This window comes from Gordonia sp. NPDC003950, from assembly GCF_053605205.1.
In genome coordinates, this window is record NZ_JBSGIT010000012.1 from 132942 (window position 1) to 155449 (window position 22508).

Sequence of the window (22508 nt, forward strand, 5' to 3'; positions counted from 1 at the left end):
TGATGAGGACGAAGAGCGGTGCCTGAAGGCGCAAACACACGTGCCGCCGGAGGCGGCACACACAGCTCCGCCATTGACGATGTGCTCGCCGAGCATGCGGGGCTCGAGTTGCAGTTGGCGGATCCGTCGTTGCATGACGATCCGGCGACTGCTCGGCGGGTGGGTAAGCGGTTCGCGGAGTTGGCGCCGGTGATGGCGACACATGCGAAGTTGGTGGCGGCTCGTGATGATCTGGCTGCGGCGCGTGAGTTGGCGGCCGATGACGCGACCTTCGCCGAGGAGGTTCCGGCGCTGGAAGAGCTTGTTGCGCAGCTTGATTCGACGTTGACCGATCTGCTGGCGCCGCGTGACCCGCATGACGCCGATGATGTGGTGTTGGAGGTCAAGTCGGGTGCCGGTGGTGAGGAGTCGGCGCTGTTCGCCGCCGACCTGGTCCGGATGTATCTCAAATATTGTGAGCGGCATGGGTGGAAGGCGCAGGTCCTCGGTGTCACCGAGTCCGATCTGGGCGGCTACAAGGAGGCCACCGTGTCCATCAAGTCGCGTGAGGCCACGCGCGATGGGGTGTGGTCGCGGCTGAAGTTCGAGGGCGGCGTGCATCGGGTGCAGCGCGTTCCGGTCACCGAATCGCAGGGCCGCATCCATACCTCGGCCGCGGGTGTGTTGATCTATCCCGAGCCCGACGAGGTGGAGCAGGTGCACATCGACGAGACGGATCTGCGGATCGACGTGTACCGGAGCTCGGGCAAGGGCGGTCAGGGCGTGAACACCACCGATTCGGCGGTGCGCATCACGCATCTGCCCACCGGGATCGTGGTGACGTGTCAGAACGAGCGTTCGCAGTTGCAGAACAAGGCGCGGGCCATGCAGGTGCTTGCGGCTCGGTTGCAGTCCGCGGCCGAGGAGGAGGCCGAGGCCGCGGCGGCGGAGGGGCGGGCCGCGCAGATCCGGACGGTGGATCGTTCGGAACGGATTCGGACGTACAACTTCCCGGAGAATCGGATCACCGATCACCGCATCGGGTACAAGGCGAACAATCTGGACGCCGTGCTCTCCGGTGATATGGATGCGCTGCTGGATGCCTTGGTGGCCGCCGATCGTCAGGCGCGGCTCGAGGCACAGTGACCGGCGTGGGCGCGGACCGTTCGGTGCGCGCCGTGTTGTCGGCGGCGACGGCGACCTTGGCGGCGGCCGGTGTGGATTCGCCCCGTCCGGATGCCGAATGGTTGCTGGCACATGTACTGCGGACCGATCGGGGCAGGTTACTGATCGCCGATGATCTCGATGACGATGCGGCGCAGCGGTTTCGGGATCTGATCGACCGGCGCGCGATGCGGGTGCCGTTGCAGTATCTGACCGGGTCGGCGTCGTTCGGTCCGCTCGATCTCGCCGTCGGACCCGGCGTGTTCATCCCGCGTCCGGAGACCGAGTTGTTGTTCGAGTGGGCGGTGGGTGTGGTCGATGATGTCCGGGCCCCGCTGACCGTCGTCGACCTGTGCAGTGGCAGTGGCGCGTTGGCGATCGCGGCCGCGTCGGCGTTCCCGGCGGCCCGGGTGCACGCCGTCGAACTGTCGCCGGATGCGGTGGACTGGTTGCGTCGCAACGTCTCTGACGCCGACCCCCAGGTGTCACGACGGATTCGGGTGCATGTGGGCGATGCCACCGACCCGGATGCGGTGTGTGCCGCCGTGGATGGGCCGGTGGATCTGATCGTGAGCAATCCGCCGTATGTTCCGGCGGATGCCGATGTGCCCACCGAGGTGCGGGCCGACCCGGCGATGGCGGTATTCGGCGGCGACGACGGGTTGTCGGTGATCCGACCGATGGTCGAGGTCATTGCCCGCGTGCTCCGTCCCGGTGGGTGGGTGGGTGTGGAGCACGACGACTCCCATGCCGCCGGTGTTGTCGGGGCGTTTGCCGCCGCGGGCGTCTTCGGCGAGATCACCTCGCATGCCGATCTCGCCGGCCGGCCGCGCTTTGTGACCGCACGGCGCGTCGAGGGATTGCCGACGTCGGATTGATCGTGGCCGCTCGCCGGATGCCGGTGGTGAGCGTGTAAGGATGAACCGGTGAGTTCTGTATTCGACTGCACCGATCCCGATCAGCGCGCCAGCGGCATCCGCGCCGCGGTCGGTGCCGCGAAGTCCGGCCGTCTGATCGTCATGCCGACCGATACCTTGTACGGAATCGGTTGTGACGCATTTGATTCCGAAGCCGTTGCGGCATTGTTAGCGGCCAAGGGGCGCGGGCGTGACATGCCGGTGCCGGTGCTCGTCGGCTCGTGGCACACCGTCGACGGGCTGGTCCTGGGTGTCAGCGCCCAGACCCGTGCGCTGGTGGAGGCGTTCTGGCCGGGAGGGTTGTCGCTGGTGGTCGAGCAGGCGCCGTCGCTTGCCTGGGATCTCGGTGACACAGACGGCACGGTGATGTTGCGTATGCCGCTGCATCCGATCGCGATCGAGATCCTGCGTGAAGTGGGGCCGATGGCGGTGTCGAGTGCGAATTCCTCCGGTCACCCGCCGGCGACGACGGCCGACGACGCGCGAGCGCAACTCGGCGATGCGGTGTCGGTGTATCTCGACGGTGGGCCGGCACCCAAGGCGCAGGCGTCGACCATCGTGGACCTGACCGGGCGTGCGCCCCGGATCCTGCGTGAGGGTGCGGTGGCCACGGCCGATGTCGCCGAGGTTCTCGACGTCGATCCGGCGTCACTGGTGCAGCGATGAGTTCGTCGGCGATCGACGCCGAACTCGGTGATCTGGTCGGACGGGAGTCGCGGCGCCGGGCCCAGACCCTGCAACTGGTGGCGGGGGAGACGATCGCGAGTCCGGCGGTCCGGGAGATCATGGCGTCGTCGTTGGGTGATACCTACGCGGAGGGATATCCGGGCGCGCGGTATCACGGCGGGTGTTCGGTGGTCGACGAGATCGAGGAGCTCGCGATCGCCCGCGCGAAGGACCTGTTCGGCGCCGACTATGTGAACGTCCAACCACTGTCGGGCACCGCGGCCGCATCGGCGGTGTACGCGGCCTTCGCGCAGCCCGGTGATCCGGTGCTCGCGTTGCGTCTCGATCATGGCGGCCACCAGACCCACGGCTCGCGGGCCAACTTCTCCGGCCGCTGGTTCAATCCGATTCAGTACTCGGTGTCGGTGACCGACGAACTCGTCGACTACGACCAGATCCGTGAGCTCGCACTCCTGCATCGCCCCCGGTTGTTGATCGTCGGGTCGCCCGCGTACTCGCGGTTGTTCGACTTCGAGATCCTGCGCACGATCGCCGACGAGGCCGAGTGCATCCTCTGGGTCGACGCCGCGCACCTCGCGGGTCTGGTGGCCGGCGGTGCGGCACCGAGCCCGGTGCCCTACGCCGACGTCGTCACCCTGGTGACGCACAAGGTGCTGCGCGGTCCACGGGGCGGCGTCATCCTCGGGACGGCCGAGCACGGCGCGGCGCTGGGCAAGGCGGTGTTCCCGTTCACCCAGGGCGCCCCGTCGGTGCACACGATCGCGGCGAAGGCCGCGACCTTCGCGGAGGCGGCGACGCCGGAGTTCGCCGACCATGTGAGCGCGGTCGTCGCCAATGCGCGTGCGTTGGCGCGGGGTCTGACCGCGCGGGGGTTGCGGATCGTCAGCGGCGGCACGGACACCCATCTGGCGGTGGTCGATGTGTCGTCGCTCGGATTGTCCGGGATCGAGGCGCAGCGACTGTTGCAGGAGGCCGGCATCGTCGTCGACAAGACGGTGTTGCCGTTCGATCAGCGTCCGGTCGCCGAGGGTTCCGCGGTGCGCATCGGTACCCCGATCGCGACGCTCGCCGGGGCCGACGCCGACATGATGGACACGGTCGCCGACTGGTGCGTGCGCGCCCTGTCCGATCCCGGTGAACACGCCCGGATCCGCGCCGACGTGGCCGCGATGCTCGGCGGGTAGCCTGATCGGGTGCCAGATCCCCTCCCCGCGATGAGTGTGCAGCGATGAGCGTGGACGGTACCGGTGTGACCACTGCGGCGTCGTGGGTACTGGCGGCGCCCGGTGTCGGCGGCGGCGCGGGTGTGCCGTTCCGAGAGTTGCTGCTGGTCGGTCTGTCGGCCGCCGCGATCACCTACCTCATCACCTCTGCGGTGCGGGTGGTCGCGATCCGGGCCGGTGCGGTGGCGGTCCCGCGGGCCCGCGACGTTCACGTGATCCCGACGCCACGGCTGGGTGGACTGGGGATGTTCGCCGGGATCGTGGCGGCGGTGGCGCTCGCGGCGAACCTGCCCGCCCTCAACCGTGGATTCGCCTACACCAATGACATCGGTGCGGTGATCGCGGCGGGCGCGGTGATCGTCATCGTCGGTGCGATCGACGACCGGTGGGGCCTCGATGCGCTCACCAAATTCGTCGGCCAGCTGACCGCCGCGGGCGTCATGGTGGTGATGGGGGTGAGCTGGATTCAGATCCCGGTTCCGTTCGGGGGTATCGGGACCGTCGTCCTCGATCCGTTCCAGTCCGGTCTGCTGACCGTCGCCATCACCGTTACCACCATCAACGCGGTCAACTTCATCGACGGCCTCGACGGTCTGGCCGCCGGTCTGGGGCTGATCGCGGCGTCGGCGATCTGCCTGTTCTCGCTGGGACTGTTGGCCGATCGCGGGGGAGACGTCAGTTATTACCCGCCGGCGCTGATCTCGGTGGCCCTGGCCGGGGCGTGTCTCGGATTTCTCCCGCACAATTTCTCGCCCGCCCGGATCTTCATGGGCGATTCGGGTGCGATGCTCATCGGTCTGATGCTCGCGGCGGCGGCCACCAGCGCATCCGGTCGTATCGCGGTCTACGCCTACGGCCCGGCCGACGTGGTGACCCTGCTGTTGCCGCTCATCCTGGTCGCCGCGATCATCTTCGTCCCGCTGTTGGACATGCTGATGGCGATCGTGCGCCGTACCCGGGCCGGCGTCGGTTTCTACACCCCGGACAAGATGCATCTGCATCATCGTCTGCTCGAACTCGGGCATTCCCAGCGCCGCGTGGCGGTGATCATCTACCTCTGGGTCGGTGTGCTGGCCTTCTCGGCGGCCGCGAGCACGGTCTTCCCGATGTCGGTGGTGGCGCCGGTGTTCGCCGGCGGGCTGGTGGTCGCGATGCTGGCCACGATGGCCCCGCGGTTGTCCCGGCGCTTCGCCGAACTCCGCACGGCTCACCACGGGCCGGTGGCGGGCTCGCGCCGCACCGACTGACCCCGTACCCGCCGAATGGCCAGGTGGGCGGTGACGCAGGGGCCAGGTAACCCAATGGTAAAGACCGTGTACTATGACCCGTAGTAGGCACGGGCGCAACGCGCCCGGATATCGGACAACCGTCCTCCCCGACGGCCCGACCGCCACACAACCAGACCCACCCACCCCCTGGTGGTGCAGGCCACGCGGCTTGATAGGGTCACTGCAAACGCGGAGCGTACGCTCGGCAGCTTTCGGCTGCGGAGGGTCACGCTCGATGCTGTCTGCCCCGGCTCGCACCGTCGAGCGGGGGTACGAGGAGAGATGAGGAGAGGCAATGACGACGTCTGCCCCTGATTCGGCTCCCGTGTATTACCCGGCTGCCCCGACGGGCCTCCTGCGACCGGGAATCATCTCGGCGGCACTCACCCTGATCGTCGCCGGGGCCTCGATCTACATGGGTCATCCGCTGTTCGCGGTGTTCTTCGCTGTCGGTGTCATCGCCGTGCTGGTCAACGCGAAAATGGTCACCCTCGCGGTCGCGCGGGTCGCCGCGGAAGCCGACCCCCGTAAGAAACTGTTGGCCGTGAATTCCGCGATGCGCCTCGGTGTGATCACCGTGCTCGCACTCGCGGCGGCCTTCCTGGTCCGGCCCGAAGGGCTGGGCGTGATGTTCGGACTCGCACTGGGCCAGGTCGTCCTGGTTCTCAACACCGTGATTCCGGTGATGAAAGGACTTCGTAAGCAGCTATGACCGCTCCGTCTGACACGCTGTACCTGGCTGAGGCCAAGATCGAGGTCGGCCACCATCAAGAGGTCGAGTGGCTGGGACTGACCTGGAACCTCGACACGATCATCTCCGCGTCGATCGCCGCGCTGATCGTCATCGCGATGGCCTTCTTCGTCAAGGCCAAGATGACCTCCAAGCGGCCGAACACCGTGCAGCTGTACTTCGAGGTCATCACCGTCCAGATGCGCAATCAGATCGAGAGCGCGATCGGCATGAAGATCGCCCCGTTCGTTCTGCCGCTGGCGGTCACGCTGTTCACCTACATCCTGATCGTGAACTGGTTCTCGGTTCTGCCGGTGCAGTACGGCACCGAATCGGGGGCCACCCACGAAGTGATCAAGCCGGCCTCGGGCGATGCGAACTTCACCTACGCCCTGGCGATCTTCGTCTTCTGCTGGTACCACGCCGCAGGCATGAAGCGCCGCGGACCGCTGCGCCACCTCGGCAAGCTCGTGAAGGGCCACGCCGCCGGACTCGCCCCGATCAACATCATCGAAGAGATCGCCAAGCCGCTCTCGCTGTCTCTCCGACTTTTCGGCAACCTGTTCGCCGGCGGCGTCATGGTTGCCCTGATCGCGCTGTTCCCGGCCTACATCATGTGGTTCCCGAACGCGATCTGGAAGTCGTTCGACCTGTTCATCGGCTTGATCCAGGCCTTCATCTTCGCCCTGCTGACCATCCTGTACTTCAGCCAGGCGATGGAGGATGACCACCACTAGTACGACCCGGTCGGTGCCGACCCGGCACCGACCACCCGAACCATCTCTTCCCACAAACGAAGGTCGGCCCCGCCGACCGGACCCACAGACCTGGCAACCAAGAGTGCCAGTTCCACCCGAAAGGAAAGATCTCAATGGATCCGAATCTGGTTAGCATGGGCGCATTGATCGGCGGCGGCCTCATCATGGGCGGCGGCGCGATCGGTGCCGGTATCGGTGACGGTATCGCCGGTTCCCAGCTCATCGCCGGCATCGCCCGGCAGCCGGAGGCCCAGGGCCGTCTGTTCACCCCGTTCTTCATCACCGTCGGTCTGGTCGAGGCCGCGTACTTCATCAACCTGGCCTTCATGGCGCTGTTCGTGTTCGCCAACCCGGCTCAGGTGTACGGCGCACCCTCCTGATTCAGGAAGTCCGCCCGACCACCTCAGAAGTTCGTTAGTCCGATAGGGGACACCCATCATGATGAGTCTCGCCGCAGAAGAAGAAGCCGGGACGTCCAACTTCCTCATCCCGAACGGCACGTTGATCGCGTGCCTGCTGATCTTCGTCGTCGTGCTGATCGTCATCCGCACCTTCGTCGTACCGCCGATCCTCAAGGTGCTCGACGAGCGCGATGCCCGTGTGGCCAAGACGGTCGAAGACAACAAAGCCGCAGCGGCGAGCTACGCGGACGCCGACCGTGAGTACGCGGCTCGTCTGAAGGATGCTCGTGGCGACGCCACGGGTATCCGGGACGAGGCGCGGGCCAAGGGCAACGAGCACGTGGCGGCGGCCAAGAGCAAGGCCACCGAGGAGGCCGATGCCGCCCTGGCCAAGATCTCGGCAGATCTGAAGGTGGAGGCGGACAAGGCGGTCACCACCGCCAAGCAGGACGTGAGTCGGCTGTCGGCGACGCTGGCCGGCCGCGTCCTGGGAACCGATGTCGCCCCGGCCGATGCAGGGGCCAAGCAGACAGAGACGGTGAACTAGCGTGGATATCTTCATCGGACAGCTCGTCGGCTTTCTGGTCATCGTCGGCATCTTCGTCAAGTGGGTGCTGCCCCCGCTGAAGAAGGCGGTGCTCTCCCAGAAGGACGCGATCAGCCAGCAGCTCGTCGACAGTGACGAGGCCAAGGCGCGTGCCGAGGATGCCCGGGTCGCACATGACCGGGCCATCGAGAGGGCGGACGCCGAGGCCAAGGAATTGCACGCCGGAGCCCTGCAGGACGCGGAGTCCATCGAGTCCGACCTCAAGGCCTACGCCGATTCCGAGGTCCGGCGGATCTCCGAGCACGGCACGAACCAGGCCGAGCTGGCCCGGACCAGCCTGGTCCGTCAGCTGCGGTCCGAACTGGGCCTCAGTGCGGTCGACGGGGCGGGTGACATCGTCCGCAAGCATCTGGCCACCGCGGACAACCAGACCGCCACCATCGACCGGGTGATCGACGAACTCGAGCAGATGGCGAGCAAGGATTCGACCTCGGCGGTGCCGCCGAGTTCGGAGTTGATCGGCCTGCATTCGCTGCATGCCACCAGCCGCGACGCCGCTCGCACCATTGCCCACGAATTCGACTCGGCCGCAGCCGATCTCGACTCGGCGGCGTTGACGTCGGCGTCGGAGGACCTGTACCAGGTCATCAGCTTCCTGCTCAAGAACCCGGTGCTGCGCAAGAAGCTCACCGAGGACGAGGAGAACCCCGAGGGCAAGAAGCAGTTGGTGCATACCCTGCTGGACGGCAAGGTCGCGCCGATTGTGGTCGACACCGTGGCCACCGCTGCCGCACAGCGCTGGTCACAGAGCGTGGATCTCCTCACCGCGCTGCGTCGTCAGAACGCACTCATCGTGCTGACCTCGGCGGAGCGCGAGGGCACGATCGAGCAGACCGAGGACGAACTGTTCCGCATCGGCCGACTGCTCGACGCCAACCCGGAACTCGCCTCGCTGCTCGCCGATTTCCAGCGTCCGGTGCCCGGCCGGGTGGAGCTGTTGCGCTCGCTCGTCGGTGGACAGGTCAACGAGCACACGTGGTACCTGCTGTCGCACGCCATCGCCCTGCTGCACGGTCAGCCGGCCGAGAACGCGGTCGCGCACCTGGCCGAACTGGCTGCGGCGCGACGCGGTGAAACCGTGGCGCATGTGATCTCGGCGGTCGAGCTCACCGACGCACAGAACGATCGGTTGGCCTCGGTGCTGGGGTCGATCTACCACCGCACGATCTCGGTGCAGACCGAGGTCGACGAATCGATCATCGGCGGCCTGCGTGTGGGCGTCGGCGACGAAGTGATCGAGGCCGACATCGCCACCCGGTTGGCGAAGGCGGCCGAGACCCTGCCGCGCTGATCCGCTGCGCAGCCGACAACTCCATCACCCACCACCGAAGAACCACTTGCCCGGACTGAGTAAGAAAGACGAGAACCCATGGCCGAGTTGACGATCTCAGCAGACGAGATCAAGGGAGCGATCGAGCAGTATGTCTCGTCGTTCGACGCCGAAGCCTCGCGTGACGAGGTCGGCATCATCACCGATACCGCGGACGGCATCGCCCACGTCAGTGGCCTGCCCAGCGCGATGGCCAACGAGCTGCTGCAGTTCCCCGGCGGCGTGCTCGGTGTGGCACTGAACCTCGACGAGGACGAGATCGGCGCGGTCATCCTCGGTGACTACGAGAGCCTGGAAGAGGGCCAGCAGGTCAGCCGTACCGGCGAGGTCCTCTCGGTTCCCGTCGGAGACAAGTTCCTCGGTCGCGTCGTCGACCCGCTCGGCGCCCCGATCGACGGCCTCGGCGATATCGAGGCCGAGGACCAGCGCGTGCTGGAACTGCAGGCAGCCACCGTGCTCGAGCGTCAGCCGGTCGAGGAATCCCTCGCCACCGGCATCAAGGCCATCGACGCCATGACCGCCATCGGCCGTGGTCAGCGTCAGCTGGTCATCGGCGACCGCAAGACCGGCAAGACCGCGGTGTGTGTCGACGCCATCCTGAACCAGAAGGCCAACTGGGAATCCGGCGACGAGAACAAGCAGGTCCGTTGCATCTACGTCGCGATCGGCCAGAAGGGTTCGACCATCGCGGGCGTCAAGACCGCTCTGGAAGAGGCCGGTGCGATGGAGTACACCACCATCGTCGCCGCTCCCGCGTCCGACTCGGCCGGCTTCAAGTGGCTGGCACCGTACACCGGATCGGCCATCGGTCAGCACTGGATGTACGAGGGCAAGCACGTCCTGATCGTGTTCGACGACCTGACCAAGCAGGCCGAGGCCTACCGCGCCATCTCGCTGCTGCTGCGTCGCCCGCCGGGCCGCGAGGCCTACCCCGGCGACGTCTTCTACTTGCACTCGCGTCTGCTGGAGCGTTGTGCGAAGCTCTCCGACGCGATGGGCGGCGGCTCGATGACCGGTCTGCCGATCATCGAGACCAAGGCCAACGACGTTTCCGCGTTCATCCCGACCAACGTCATCTCGATCACCGACGGGCAGGTCTTCCTCGAGTCCGACCTGTTCAACAAGGGTGTGCGTCCCGCCATCAACGTCGGTACCTCGGTGTCGCGCGTCGGTGGTGCCGCACAGACCAAGGGCCTGAAGAAGGTGTCCGGTTCGCTGCGTCTGGAACTCGCACAGTTCCGTGAGCTCGAGGCGTTCTCCGCCTTCGCCTCCGACCTCGACGACGCATCGAAGGCGCAGCTCGAGCGCGGTGCCCGCTGGGTCGAGATGCTCAAGCAGGACCAGTACAGCCCCTACTCGGTCGAGGACGAGATCGTCTCGATCTACCTCTGCGGTGAGGGCCACTACGACTCGGTTCCGGTCGACGACATCCGCAACTTCGAGACCCAGCTGCTCAGCCACCTGCACCACAACGCGACCGGGGTCTACGACTCCATCGCCGGTGGCAAGGTGCTGTCCGACGACGAGGCCGAGGCGCTGGTCGCCGAGACCAACAAGTTCAAGAACAGCTACCTCACCCACGACGGCAAGCGTGTCGTGAACGAGGCCGAGGCGGCCGCGATGGATTCCGAGGACGTCGAACAAGAAGCGATCAAGATCCGCAAGTGATCTTTTTCAGCAGACGAGTGACGTCAATCGACGTGTCAAGGAAGGGGTGAGATCTCGTGGCCAGCATTCGTGAGCTGCGTTCACGCATCCGGTCGGTTCAGTCGACCAAGAAGATCACCAAGGCGCAGGAACTGATCGCCACCTCCCGCATCACCAAGGCACAGGCCCGGGTTGCGGCTGCCAAGCCGTACGCCTCGGAGATGACCAAGGTGCTCTCCGAGCTGGCGAGCAGCGCGGGATCGCTGGATCATCCGTTGCTGCAGGAGCGGGAGAATCCGAAGCGTGCCGGCGTCCTGGTGATCACCAGTGACCGTGGTATGTGCGGTGGGTACAACGCCAACGTTCTGCGGGCCACCCGTGAACTCCTCGCGCTGCTGCGCGAAGAGGGCAAGGAGCCCGTGCTGTTCATCATGGGACAGAAGGGCGTCGGCTTCTTCACCTTCCGTGGTGCGGAGTACTCGGATGCCTGGACCGGTTTCTCGCAGGCGCCGGAGTACTCCGACGCGGCGCAGCCCAGCAAGTTCCTGGTCGATCTCTTCCTCGCCGGTTCCGGGGTGGAGGTCGAGCGCCCGGACGGCACCGGCTCGGTCGAGGGCGTTGACGAACTGCACTTGGTGTACACCCGGTTCGTGTCGATGCTGACCCAGGCCCCCGAGGTCCGTCGGATGGCCCCGCTGGTGGTCACCGAGGACGAGGTCGACGCGAGCGACGCGGAGGCCGGAAGCGTCACCTCCGAGTCGCGGAACTACACGTTCGAGCCGAGTGCCGAAGGCCTCCTCGAGACGCTGTTACCGCGCTATATCGCCACCCGTGTGTATGCGGCGCTGCTGGATTCCTCGGCGTCGGAGTCGGCTGCTCGGCGTACCGCAATGAAGGCGGCCACCGACAACGCCGAGGAGCTGTCGAAGAACCTCTCCCGTGAGGCCAATCAGCTCCGCCAGGCCCAGATCACCCAGGAGATCAGCGAGATCGTCGGCGGCTCCAGCGCCCTCGCGACCTAGACCGTCGGCCTCGCCCCTTCGCGAAACTTTCGATCCAAAGAGGAAGTGACCCACTCATCATGACCGCAGTAGCAGAAACCCCGACCTCGGGGAAGTCGGGGTCCGCCGACGGGCGGATCGTCCGCATCATCGGCCCCGTGGTCGACGTCGAGTTCCCGCGGGGCTCGATCCCAGACCTGTTCAACGCCCTCCACGCGGACGTGACCCTGGAGGCGGTGGCCAAGACCCTCACCCTCGAGGTCGCCCAGCACCTCGGTGACAATCTGGTCCGCACCATCTCCATGCAGCCCACCGACGGCCTCGTCCGCGGCGCGACCGTCAGCGACACCGGATACCCGATCCGCGTGCCCGTCGGCGACGTCGTCAAGGGCCACGTGTTCAACGCGCTCGGCGACTGCCTCGACAGCCCGGGCCTGGGCCGCGACGGCGAGCAGTGGGGCATCCACCGCAAGCCCCCGGCCTTCGACGAACTCGAGGGAAAGACCGAGATCCTCGAGACCGGCATCAAGGTCATCGACCTGCTGACCCCGTATGTCAAGGGCGGCAAGATCGGCCTGTTCGGTGGTGCCGGTGTCGGCAAGACCGTTCTGATCCAGGAGATGATCACCCGTATCGCCCGCGAGTTCTCGGGCACCTCGGTGTTCGCCGGCGTCGGTGAGCGTACCCGCGAGGGCACCGACCTCCACCTCGAGATGGAGGAGATGGGCGTTCTCCAGGACACCGCCCTGGTGTTCGGTCAGATGGACGAGCCGCCGGGCACCCGTATGCGCGTGGCGCTGTCGGCGCTGACGATGGCGGAGTACTTCCGCGACGTCAAGCACCAGGACGTGCTGCTGTTCATCGACAACATCTTCCGGTTCACCCAGGCCGGTTCGGAGGTCTCCACCCTGCTCGGCCGCATGCCGTCCGCGGTGGGTTACCAGCCGACGCTGGCCGACGAGATGGGCGAGCTGCAGGAGCGCATCACCTCCACCAAGGGGCGTTCGATCACGTCGCTGCAGGCCATCTACGTGCCCGCCGACGACTACACCGACCCGGCGCCGGCCACCACCTTCGCCCACCTCGATGCCACCACCGAGCTCTCGCGTCCGATCTCGCAGCTGGGTATCTACCCGGCCGTGGACCCGCTGACCTCGACCTCGCGCATCCTGGAGGCCTCGATCGTCGGTGACGAGCACTTCCGCGTCGCCAACGAGGTCAAGCGCATCCTGCAGAAGTACAAGGAACTGCAGGACATCATCGCCATTCTCGGTATGGACGAACTGTCCGAAGAGGACAAGGTGACGGTGCAGCGTGCCCGTCGTATCCAGAAGTTCCTCGGACAGAACTTCCTCGTCGCCGAGAAGTTCACCGGTCAGAAGGGCTCGGTCGTGCCGCTCGCCGACACCGTCGAGGCGTTCGACCGCGTGTGCAAGGGCGAGTTCGATCACCTGCCCGAGCAGGCCTTCAACAGCTGCGGTGGACTCGACGACGTGGAGGCCGCCGCGGCCAAGATCGCCGGAAAGTAGCGGATCGACATGGCTGACAAGTCCTTCCACGTCGAGGTGGTCTCCGCCGACGCAGAGCTCTACTCCGGTGAGGCGACCTTTGTGATCGCACAGACCACCGTGGGTGAACTCGGTGTGCTGGCGAACCACGAACCGCTGCTCGGCGAGTTGGTGCCCGGCGGGTTCGTGGTGATCGTCGAGGAGAGCGGTGACCGCAAGGCCGCGGCGATCGAGGGTGGCTTCCTCTCGGTCACCGGTGAGTCGGTGACGATCCTCGCCGAGTCCGCCGCATGGGCCGACGACGTCGATGTCGCCGCCGAAAAGGCGGCCCTCGAAGCCGCTGAGCCCGGCAGCGCGGAGTACAACCACGCGCACGCCCGCCTCACCGCGGCCGAGCATCTGGTCAAGTAGCCACGCGACCGACATTCCGTCAGTGCTCACACGACCGGCCACCCCGACGAGGGTGGCCGGTCGTGTGTTCGGGCCAGATGGCATGCTGGGGGTGCGTCCCGGGCGATCACAGCCACGTCCCAGCCTTACGAGATCGCCGCTGACGGGGGCCGGACCGAGGAGGTGCGCCCGGGTGACGGAACTGGTCGTCGTGGTGATCCTGAGCATTGCGCTGCTCAGTGCCCTCGCCCTGTGCGGGTTGCTGGCCTATCGCGTGGGTCAGTTGCGCCGTGGGGGTACCCCGGTGCTGCTGCGTGAACTGCCCGCCGCGGTCGACGAGGGGTGGCGGCACGGCACCGTCCACTACAGCGACGAGGCGTTGCGGTATTTCCGTCTGTCATCGCTACGGCCCGGTCCGTCGCGGACGCTGCCGCGTCGCTCCATCGAGATCGCCGGCCGGCGGCGCGCGGTGGGTACCGAGCAGGACATTCTCGCCGACATGATCATCCTCCGCGTCCACCAGGCGGTCGGCGCCGGCGACGGCCGCGACTACGAGATCGCCTTGGACGCCGGCGGGGTCACCGCCTTCCAGTCGTGGCTGGAGTCACGACGTCCCTCACGCGCACAGCGCCGCAGCGCCTGAGCGCATCCTCGGCCGAGGAGCTCGAGTCTCAGGAGCTCGTGGGCCGGGACCGCTGCCCGCCGGGCACCCACTTCACGTCGCCGTCGCCATGCGGTGGTCGGTTGGCCACGCGCGACAGGATGAACAACAGATCCGAGAGCCGGTTGAGGTATTTCGCCGGCAACACCGACGTCGCGTCCGGGTCGGCCGCCACCGCGGACCACGCGGAACGTTCGGCCCGCCGGGTGACCGTCCGGGCCTGATGCAGCAGCGCCGACAGCGGTGTGCCGCCGGGTAGGATGAACGAATCCAGCGACGGCAGATCCTCCCCGAAGGCGTCGCACCAGTGCTCCAGCGCGTCGATGTAGTCCTGCTCGATACGCAGCGGCGGATACTTCGGATCGTCGACGACGGGCGTGGACAGGTCCGCCCCGGCGTCGAACAGATCGTTCTGGACGGTCCGTAGCACCTCGGCGATCTCCTCGGGTACCGCACCGCCCACGGCGAGGGCGACCCCGATCGCCGCGTTCGCCTCGTCGCAATCGGCGTAGGCGATCACCCGTGGATCGGTCTTGGACACCCGGGAGAAGTCGCTGAGCCCGGTGGTCCCGTCGTCGCCGGTACGGGTGTAGATGCGGGTGAGGTGCACGGCCATACGTCAAAATCTAGCGCTCCGCGGGATCGCACCGTGCGACCGATAAGCTGTCTGTCGTGAGTGATCGCTTTCTGGTGACCGGGGGAGCCCGGCTGAGTGGCGAGGTCTCGGTCGGTGGAGCGAAGAACAGTGTGCTCAAACTGATGGCGGCCGCGTTGCTCGCCGAGGGCACCACCACCCTGACCAATTCGCCCGAGATCGCCGACGTCCCGCTGATGGCAGATGTGCTGCGTGGCCTCGGGGCGAGTGTCTCGATCGACGGTGACACCGTGATCATCGATGCGCCGGCCGAACCGAAGTACCACGCCGATTTCGACGCGGTGAAGCAGTTCCGTGCATCGGTGTGCGTGTTGGGGCCGTTGATGGCGAGGTGCCGTCGCGCCGTCGTCGCGCTGCCCGGCGGAGACGCCATCGGGTCCCGCCCCCTCGACATGCATCAGGCCGGTCTACGCGCGCTCGGGGCACACAGTTCCATCGAACACGGCTGCGTGGTCGCCGAGGCCGACGCCCTCATCGGGGCGCCGGTGGCGCTCGAGTTCCCCTCGGTGGGCGCCACCGAGAACATCCTGATGGCCGCGGTCCTCGCGGACGGACAGACCACCATCGACAACGCCGCCCGTGAGCCGGAGATCGTCGACCTCTGTGTGATGCTGCAGCAGATGGGTGCGCGGATCGAGGGCGCGGGTACCTCCACCCTCACCGTGACCGGGGTCGAGCGACTGCACCCGGCCACCCATCGGGTCATCGGTGACCGGATCGTCGGCGCCACCTGGGGAATCGCGGCCGCCATGACGCAGGGAGACGTCACGGTGCGGGGCGTTGCGCCGGCGCACCTGCAACTGGTCCTCAACAAGCTCGTCGACACCGGGGCCCGGGTCGACACGATGGTCGACGGCTTCCGCGTCCGCCACGACGGCAGGCCCGCGGCGGTGAACGTGTCCACATTGCCGTTCCCCGGATTCCCCACCGATCTGCAGCCGATGGCGATCGGTCTGGCGGCCATCGCCGACGGGATGTCGGTGATCACCGAGAACGTGTTCGAGGCCCGCTTCCGCTTCGTCGAGGAGATGGTGCGTCTGGGAGCCGACGCCCGCACCGACGGCCATCACGCCGTCATCCGGGGTATCGAGCGACTCTCCAGCGCACCCGTGTGGTGCTCCGACATCCGGGCGGGCGCGGGCCTGGTGCTGGCCGGTCTGGTCGCCGACGGGGTGACCGAGGTCCACGACATCGAGCACATCGACCGCGGATACCCGCAGTTCGAGGAGAACCTCACCCGGCTGGGCGGGATCATCGAGCGGGTACGGGGCTGAACCGTGGACGGTGGCGACATGGACGGTGGCACACACACTCATCCGCATCCGGCCGATGAGGGAGATACGGCACATCACGCGCCCGGGGGGCATCAAGGGCACGGGGCCGGTGACGTCGACATCGCGGCCTGGACCTCCCGTTTCGACCTGCTCTCCGATCCGCACCGGCTGGAGATCCTGCTGGTGCTGCACCGCAAGCCCGGGATCTTCGTCGGCGACATCGCGACGGAGGTGGGCCGCACCGAAACCGCGGTGTCGCAAGCACTTCGGGTGTTGCGTCATCAGGGGTGGGTGACCTCCACCCGGGTGGGCCGCTCGGTCAGCTACCGGCTCGAGGACGAGACGGTCCATCGGCTTCTGCATTGGATCGGTGCGCGGCATCTCGATCCGTGACCTCGGGTCGTCGAGGGTGGGGCTCGGTGATGTGGCCAGGGTCACTCCTGACCGTTCGGATAGTCTGTGCACCTCGTTATCTGAATAAGTAGACAGATGTCGGGGTGGGTCTTAACGTTCCTCCTATCGCGCGCCGGTATGTCGGTGCACGCTCAGCGATACGAAAGGGACACCGCTCAATGTCCACCACCCCGTCCACGACGACCCTCGCCATGCACATGAGCGACGGCATCATCAACGCGCAGACCTCGATCCTGTTCGGCGCCATCGCCATTGCCGGCCTCGGCTTCTGCGCCTGGCGTGCCCGCACCGATCTCGATGAGAAGACCGTGCCGATGGCCGGTCTGGTCGCCGCCTTCATCTTCGCGGTCCAGATGATCAACTTCCCGATCCTGCCGGGGGTGAGTGGGCACCTCCTCGGTGGTGCGCTGGCCGCCATCCTGGTCGGGCCGTACACCGGGGCCCTGTGTATCGCCATCGTGCTGGTGGTCCAATGCCTGCTCTTCGCCGACGGCGGGATCACCGCGCTCGGCGCCAACATCACCAACATGGCGCTGATCTCCACCTTCGCCGGATACGGCGTGGCGGTGATCCTGTACCGGGTCATCGCGGCGAGGTCACGCTCCATCGGCGGCCTCGGGATCGTGGCCTTCGTTTCCGCACTGTGCGGAACCGTGTGCGCGGCAACCGGATTCGTCGTCGAGTATGCGATCGGCGGAGCCGCGTCGACATCCTTGGGCACGGTGGCGGTCTACATGTGGGGCACGCACGTACTCATCGGGATCGGGGAGGGTCTGATCACCGCCGCCACCGTCATGGCGGTCGCCCGGGCGCGCCCGGACCTGGTCTACCTGCTACGCCGCAACCCGGCACCCGCACAAGCGATCGGAGTCCCGGCATGAGCACCACATCGTCGACCGAGCGCACCCACGCACCACGGGTGCGGCGCCGCACGTTTCTCATCGCCTTCGGGGTGGTGGCGCTGATCATCGCCGGGATCGTGTCCTATGTGGCCAGCTCCTCACCCGACGGACTCGACTCGGCCACCCAGCAGGGATGCCAGACCGTCGAGGTCAACGGCTCCGAGGAGCTCACCGGTACCTGCATCGCCCAGCATGCGACCGACCACGCCATGGCGTCGTCACCGTTGGCCGACTACTCGTTCCGCGGAATCGAGTACACCAACGGCATCGCCGGCGTGATCGGGGTGCTGGTCACGCTCGCCATCGCGGGCGGCCTGTTCTGGCTGATTGCGCGCCGCCGCCGCGGTGGGGCGGCCACCACCGCGTCCGGGGACTGAGCACCATGGGTGCCGGTCATGCCCATCCGCTCTACCGTGCCGGTGACTCGCGCGTGCACCGCGCACCCGCCGAGGTGAAGATCGTCTGCCTGGTGATCTTCGTCTTCGCGGTCGTGGCCACTCCGCGTGAGATGTTCTGGCCCTACCTGGGTTTCGCGCTCATCCTGGGTGCCGTGTGGGCGCTCGCGCGGATACCACCGCTGTGGATTCTGCCGCGCATGCTGATCGAGGCGCCGTTCGTGATCCTGGCGGTGTTGTTGCCGTTCTCCGCCGGGACCGACCGGGTGGAGTTCCTCGGTATGTCGCTGTCGGTGACCGGGTTGTACGCGGGATGGGGCATCCTCATCAAGGGCACGCTCGGGGTCGCGGCGTCGCTGACCTTCGCCGCGACGACGGAGGCCCGCGCACTCCCGGTCGCACTGACCCGGCTGGGTGTCCCGGCGACGATCACGCCGATCTTCGTGATGATGCTGCGCTACGTCGACCTGCTCTCGGCCGAGATCCGGCGGATGCAGATCGCTCGGTCCGCGCGCGGCGATTCACCCCGGCTGATCCATCAGGCGGGGGCGATCGCCAAGGGGGTGGGCGCGCTGTTCCTGCGGTCCTACGAACGCGGTGAGCGGGTGCATCTGGCGATGATGTCGCGCGGATTCACCGGAACGATCCCGGAGATGCCCGGGGTGGCGACCGCGCCACGCGCGACACCCGCCCAGTGGGCGGTGATCGTCACACCTGCGATCGCGGCCGTCGCGGTCGCGGCCAGTGCCTGGGGGATGAGATGAGACGTCAACTGCCACAGCATGTCAGCCCGCCGGACTCCTCGGTACCGGGTGCCCCGGCCGTCGAGGTCCGGGGCCTGTCGTTCGCCTATCCGGACGGTCATGTCGCAATCGACGGCATCGACCTCGTGGTGGCAGAGGGAGAGCGCGTTGCGCTGCTCGGTCCCAACGGGGCCGGCAAAACCACCCTGATGTTGCAACTCAACGGTGTGCTGCTGCCCACTGCCGGCGAGGTGGCCATCCACGGCATTCCGGTGGCGAAGAACTCGCTTCGCGAGGTGCGCCGGCGCGTCGGACTGGTGTTCCAGGACCCCGACGATCAGCTGTTCATGCCGACCCTGGTCGAGGATGTCGCGTTCGGCCCGGCCAACTTCGGGGTGACCGGCGATGAGCTGAAGCTGCGCGTCGACGAGGCGCTGGCCGCGGTGTCGATGACCGAACACGCCGGGCGCAGTCCGCATCATCTCTCCGGTGGCCAGCGGCGACGCGGTGCGCTCGCCAGCGTCTTGTCCTGTCGCCCAGATGTTCTCGTCCTCGACGAACCGTCGGCGAATCTGGATCCGCTGGCGCGCCGGGACCTGGCCGACACCTTGCTGCGCCTGCGGACGACGATGCTCGTGGTCACCCACGACCTGCTGTACGCGGCCCAACTGTGCGACCGGGCGGTGGTCATCGACGCCGGCCGCGTGGTCGCCGACGGCCCGGTCGACGACATCCTCGCCGACGAGGCATTACTGGCCGCGCACCGGCTCGAGTTGCCGTGGGGATTCGACATCGACGCGGTCCGGCGGGCACGTGCCGGCGGCGTCCGGAGTTCGTCGGCCACCTCGCCCTGTCCGAACGGATAGTCGGCCACCTGCCCGTCGGGCGACCCCGACCTGACCAAGGTGGGTTCCGATGATTCTCCAGGGACGGTTTGTGCCGCAACACCTTCCACCCCTTCCTGTGACGCGCGTAACGTCGCCGTTGCTCACAGTCGGCGTCACGCGGTGTGCGCCGACGACGAAGGAGGTCAGGTCACATGCAGGTAGATGAGCTACTCAAGCCGTTTCCCATCAAGGAGTTCCACCCGTTCCCCCGTGCCATGATGGGCCCGGGCGCACACGAGATGATCGGTCCCGAGGCCCTCAAACTCGGATTCAAGAAGACCCTCATCATGACCACCGGTCTGCGCGGCAGCGACACCGTGCACAAGATCGTCGAGTCGTGCAAGTACCACGGCCTCGAGGTCGTGCTCTACGACAAGGTCGAGTCCAATCCCAAGGACTACAACGTCATGGACGCGGTGTCGTTGTACAACTCGGAGAAGTGCGACTCGTTCATCTCGATCGGTGGCGGCTCGGCACATGATGCCTGCAAGGGCGCGCGCATCTCGGTCGCCCACGACGGCCGCAGCGTCAACGAGTTCGAGGGCTTCAACAAGAGCGAAAACCCCAAGAACCCACCGCATATCGCAGTGTCGACCACGGCCGGTACCGGGTCGGAGACCTCCTGGGCCTACGTCATCACCGACACCACCACCGACCCCGACAAGCCGCACAAGTACGTCGCCTTCGACGACGCCGCGGTGACGACGCTGGCCATCGACGACCCGGTGCTGTACTACGACTGCCCGGTCGCCTACACCGCGCAGTGCGGATTCGACGTCCTGGCGCACGCGTCGGAGCCCTACGTCTCGCGGCTGAACTTCCCGCCGTCGATGGGTAACGCCCTCTACGCGGTGAAGATGACCGCGGAGAACCTGCGTGAGGCCACCTGGAACGGTGTCGACCTCAAGGGTCGCGAAGGCATGATGTACGCGCAATACATTGCGGCACAGGCCTTCAACTCGGGTGGACTGGGAATCATCCACTCCATCAGCCACGCGGTGTCGGCGTTCTTCGACACCCACCACGGCCTGAACAATGCGATCGCACTGCCGCGTGTGTGGGCGTTCAACATGCCGGTCATGTACGAGCGTTACGCCGACATGGCGCAGGCCATGGGCGTCGACACCCACGGGATGACCAAGGTCCAGGCCGCCGATGCGGCCCTCGAAGCCGCCATCCGGCTGCTGCGTGACGTGGGCATCGTCGAGCGCTTCGCCGACGTCAAGAAGGACTCGTACCCCAAGAACCGCCTCGGCGAGGGGCCGACGAAGTTCTACGAGAACCGCAAGGAGATCACCACCGACGCGGCCACCATCGACGCGCTGACCAACCACGTCCTCGGCGACGCGTGCACCCCGGGTAACCCCAAGGAGTGCACCTTCGAGACCGTGCGTCCGGTCGTCGAGCACTGCGTGAACGGAAGCCTGGACGAGCTGCTCCCGTAGCAGCCGGTCCACCCCGACCGGGGTGTGGGGAACCGCATGCCCCCGAAGTCCGCGGTTCCCCACATCCCACTCACTCCGGTGGTCACCTCGAGCGTTCGGCGTGGTGACCTCCGGAGTGGACAAGACCACCGGCCCCGGTCCACGCATTGCCGCCCCGCGTCGCCGCCCCCACGCCCTCGTCGAGGCGCGTCCACCTTCTCAGGAGAGCTTCGTATGTCCACCTCCTTCGTCACCACCGACGACCCGACAGGCTCCGCGGCCGGAGCGCAATCATCCTCGGCGTCAACCGAATCCGACGACAGCACCGCAACGGAGAACTCCGCGGTGACCTTCCGCGACGTCGACGACGTGACCCGGCGGTTCGCCGACGCCGGATACCTCGCCGATCAGCGACTGGCGACGACCGTGTTCCTGCAGAACCGACTCGGCAAACCGGTGCTGCTGGAAGGTCCTGCGGGCGTGGGCAAGACACAGCTCGCCAAGACCCTCGCGGAGGTGACCGGCCGAGATCTGTTGCGACTGCAGTGCTATGAGGGGCAGGACGAGACCACCGCCCTCTACGAATGGGACTACGGAAAGCAACTCCTCTACACGCAGGTGCTCAAGGAGAAGATCTCCCAGGTCGTCGCCGAAGCCGACACCCTCTCGGAGGCCGTCGACCGCATCGGTGCCGAGGAGAGTGTGTTCTTCTCCGAACGATTCCTCGCCCCGCGTCCACTGCTCGAGGCGGTGCGCAGCGAACGTCCTGTCGTGTTGCTGATCGACGAGGTCGACCGCGCCGACGAGGCACTCGAGGCGGTGTTGCTGGAGTTGCTCGCCGAATACCAGGTCTCGGTCCCCGAGATCGGTACCTTCGTCGCCACCCATCAGCCGATGATCGTGTTGACCTCCAACAACACCCGGGATCTGTCCGCGGCGCTGAAGCGCCGCTGCCTGCATCTGTCGCTCGACTATCCGGATGCCGCACGGGAATTGGAGATCATCAGGTCCAAGAACACCGGGCTGGCCGACACCCTGGCCGCCAAACTGGTGGAGATCGTCCGCGGGCTGCGTGATCTGGATCTGCGCAAGGCGCCCAGCATCTCCGAGGCGATCGACTGGGCGCGCACCCTCGCCGTGCTCGGCGCGGACGAACTGTCCGCCGACATCCTCGGTCAAACCGCGAATGTGGTGGTCAAATACGACCGCGATCTCACCCGTGCCCTCGATGCGCTGCCGCGGCTGGTCGATCCGAACGCCGAGGTGCCCGATCATCTGCATTCGCATGATCACGGCCATGGGCATTCACATGGACACGGCCATTCCCACGGGCATGACCATGACCACGATCATGATCATGACGATCACAGTGGACCGGCGCGTCGCGCGGAGAAGGACAAGCCCGGCCGGCACGCGGATGAGTACTACGGATCGCCGGGCGCGAAGAGCGATGCCGGCACCCGATCCGTCAGCGCCACCCAGGGCAGTCGCTCCTTCACCCGTCCGCCGTCCGGCGGCAGTGGCCGCAAGCGTCCGTTCTAGG

At 66.8% G+C, this 22508-nt stretch carries 24 protein-coding genes; 23 read left to right on the plus strand and 1 reads right to left on the minus strand.

The window, feature by feature from the left end; translation table 11 throughout:
• Positions 1-18 precede the first annotated feature (18 nt).
• The 15 genes from prfA (at position 19) to ACWETB_RS12890 (ending at position 14253) form a co-directional block, all read left to right on the plus strand.
• Entirely contained in the window at positions 19-1125 is a 1107-nt protein-coding gene (gene prfA / locus ACWETB_RS12820) for a peptide chain release factor 1 (protein ID WP_449744561.1), read from the plus strand.
• Positions 1122-2021: a peptide chain release factor N(5)-glutamine methyltransferase gene (gene prmC / locus ACWETB_RS12825; RefSeq protein WP_452211456.1), complete on the plus strand. Its 900-nt coding sequence runs from the start codon at positions 1122-1124 to the stop codon at positions 2019-2021. The genes prfA and prmC overlap by 4 nt, the downstream gene beginning before the upstream one ends.
• Positions 2022-2069: 48 nt before the next feature.
• Positions 2070-2726, plus strand: a complete 657-nt coding sequence (locus ACWETB_RS12830; RefSeq protein ID WP_452211457.1) for an L-threonylcarbamoyladenylate synthase — start codon at positions 2070-2072, stop codon at positions 2724-2726.
• Positions 2723-3931 (plus strand): serine hydroxymethyltransferase, encoded by a 1209-nt coding sequence (locus ACWETB_RS12835; RefSeq protein WP_452211459.1) that lies wholly within the window; start codon positions 2723-2725, stop codon positions 3929-3931. The genes ACWETB_RS12830 and ACWETB_RS12835 overlap by 4 nt, the downstream gene beginning before the upstream one ends.
• Positions 3932-3975: 44 nt before the next feature.
• A complete protein-coding gene (locus ACWETB_RS12840) occupies positions 3976-5217 on the plus strand; it encodes an MraY family glycosyltransferase (RefSeq protein ID WP_449744557.1) in 1242 nt (413 codons plus the stop codon).
• A 316-nt stretch (positions 5218-5533) separates the two neighbouring features.
• The gene (locus tag ACWETB_RS12845) at positions 5534-5950 is read left to right on the plus strand and encodes a hypothetical protein (RefSeq protein ID WP_348810184.1); all 417 of its coding nucleotides are present in this window, start codon (positions 5534-5536) and stop codon (positions 5948-5950) included.
• Positions 5947-6705 (plus strand): F0F1 ATP synthase subunit A, encoded by a 759-nt coding sequence (gene atpB / locus ACWETB_RS12850; RefSeq protein WP_348810185.1) that lies wholly within the window; start codon positions 5947-5949, stop codon positions 6703-6705. The genes ACWETB_RS12845 and atpB overlap by 4 nt, the downstream gene beginning before the upstream one ends.
• Before the next feature lie 134 nt (positions 6706-6839).
• Complete coding sequence (locus ACWETB_RS12855; protein ID WP_348810186.1) at positions 6840-7106, plus strand: F0F1 ATP synthase subunit C; 267 nt, start codon at positions 6840-6842, stop codon at positions 7104-7106.
• 58 nt (positions 7107-7164) lie between these two features.
• Complete coding sequence (locus ACWETB_RS12860) at positions 7165-7674, plus strand: F0F1 ATP synthase subunit B (RefSeq protein ID WP_449744556.1); 510 nt, start codon at positions 7165-7167, stop codon at positions 7672-7674.
• Between the two features lies 1 nt (position 7675).
• Positions 7676-9025 carry a F0F1 ATP synthase subunit B/delta gene (locus ACWETB_RS12865; protein ID WP_348802454.1) on the plus strand — a complete coding sequence of 450 codons (1350 nt, stop codon included), beginning with the start codon at positions 7676-7678 and terminating at the stop codon, positions 9023-9025.
• 78 nt (positions 9026-9103) lie between these two features.
• Positions 9104-10732, plus strand: coding sequence for a F0F1 ATP synthase subunit alpha (atpA, locus tag ACWETB_RS12870; RefSeq protein ID WP_348802453.1), 1629 nt, complete (start codon positions 9104-9106; stop codon positions 10730-10732).
• Positions 10733-10788: 56 nt separating this feature from the next.
• On the plus strand, positions 10789-11733 hold the full coding sequence (locus ACWETB_RS12875) for a F0F1 ATP synthase subunit gamma (protein ID WP_348802452.1): 945 nt from the start codon (positions 10789-10791) through the stop codon (positions 11731-11733).
• Between the two features lie 59 nt (positions 11734-11792).
• Positions 11793-13241 carry a F0F1 ATP synthase subunit beta gene (atpD, locus tag ACWETB_RS12880; RefSeq protein WP_348802451.1) on the plus strand — a complete coding sequence of 483 codons (1449 nt, stop codon included), beginning with the start codon at positions 11793-11795 and terminating at the stop codon, positions 13239-13241.
• Positions 13242-13250: 9 nt separating this feature from the next.
• Positions 13251-13631 carry a F0F1 ATP synthase subunit epsilon gene (locus ACWETB_RS12885; protein WP_348802449.1) on the plus strand — a complete coding sequence of 127 codons (381 nt, stop codon included), beginning with the start codon at positions 13251-13253 and terminating at the stop codon, positions 13629-13631.
• Between the two features lie 172 nt (positions 13632-13803).
• Positions 13804-14253, plus strand: a complete 450-nt coding sequence (locus tag ACWETB_RS12890) for a DUF2550 domain-containing protein (RefSeq protein ID WP_348802448.1) — start codon at positions 13804-13806, stop codon at positions 14251-14253.
• A gap of 28 nt (positions 14254-14281) precedes the next feature.
• Here the strand turns inward: ACWETB_RS12890 and ACWETB_RS12895 are convergent, their stop codons facing one another.
• Positions 14282-14887, minus strand: coding sequence for a cob(I)yrinic acid a,c-diamide adenosyltransferase (locus tag ACWETB_RS12895; protein ID WP_348802447.1), 606 nt, complete (start codon positions 14885-14887; stop codon positions 14282-14284).
• Positions 14888-14943: 56 nt separating this feature from the next.
• Here ACWETB_RS12895 and murA point away from each other — a divergent pair, with 56 nt between their 5' ends.
• The 8 genes from murA to ACWETB_RS12935 all read left to right on the plus strand — a co-directional run bounded on the left by murA (position 14944) and on the right by ACWETB_RS12935 (position 22507).
• Positions 14944-16200, plus strand: a complete 1257-nt coding sequence (gene murA, locus ACWETB_RS12900; RefSeq protein WP_449744554.1) for a UDP-N-acetylglucosamine 1-carboxyvinyltransferase — start codon at positions 14944-14946, stop codon at positions 16198-16200.
• Between the two features lie 18 nt (positions 16201-16218).
• Positions 16219-16593 carry an ArsR/SmtB family transcription factor gene (locus ACWETB_RS12905; protein WP_449744553.1) on the plus strand — a complete coding sequence of 125 codons (375 nt, stop codon included), beginning with the start codon at positions 16219-16221 and terminating at the stop codon, positions 16591-16593.
• Between the two features lie 179 nt (positions 16594-16772).
• Positions 16773-17495, plus strand: coding sequence for an energy-coupling factor ABC transporter permease (locus ACWETB_RS12910; RefSeq protein WP_452211466.1), 723 nt, complete (start codon positions 16773-16775; stop codon positions 17493-17495).
• Complete coding sequence (locus ACWETB_RS12915) at positions 17492-17893, plus strand: PDGLE domain-containing protein (RefSeq protein ID WP_452211468.1); 402 nt, start codon at positions 17492-17494, stop codon at positions 17891-17893. The genes ACWETB_RS12910 and ACWETB_RS12915 overlap by 4 nt, the downstream gene beginning before the upstream one ends.
• A gap of 5 nt (positions 17894-17898) precedes the next feature.
• Complete coding sequence (cbiQ, locus tag ACWETB_RS12920; RefSeq protein WP_449744550.1) at positions 17899-18675, plus strand: cobalt ECF transporter T component CbiQ; 777 nt, start codon at positions 17899-17901, stop codon at positions 18673-18675.
• A complete protein-coding gene (locus ACWETB_RS12925) occupies positions 18672-19520 on the plus strand; it encodes an energy-coupling factor ABC transporter ATP-binding protein (RefSeq protein ID WP_449744549.1) in 849 nt (282 codons plus the stop codon). Before cbiQ ends, ACWETB_RS12925 begins: the two co-directional genes overlap by 4 nt.
• 173 nt (positions 19521-19693) lie before the next feature.
• A complete protein-coding gene (mdo, locus tag ACWETB_RS12930) occupies positions 19694-20986 on the plus strand; it encodes an NDMA-dependent methanol dehydrogenase (protein WP_348802439.1) in 1293 nt (430 codons plus the stop codon).
• 213 nt (positions 20987-21199) lie between these two features.
• On the plus strand, positions 21200-22507 hold the full coding sequence (locus tag ACWETB_RS12935; RefSeq protein WP_452211471.1) for an AAA family ATPase: 1308 nt from the start codon (positions 21200-21202) through the stop codon (positions 22505-22507).
• Position 22508 lies beyond the last annotated feature (1 nt).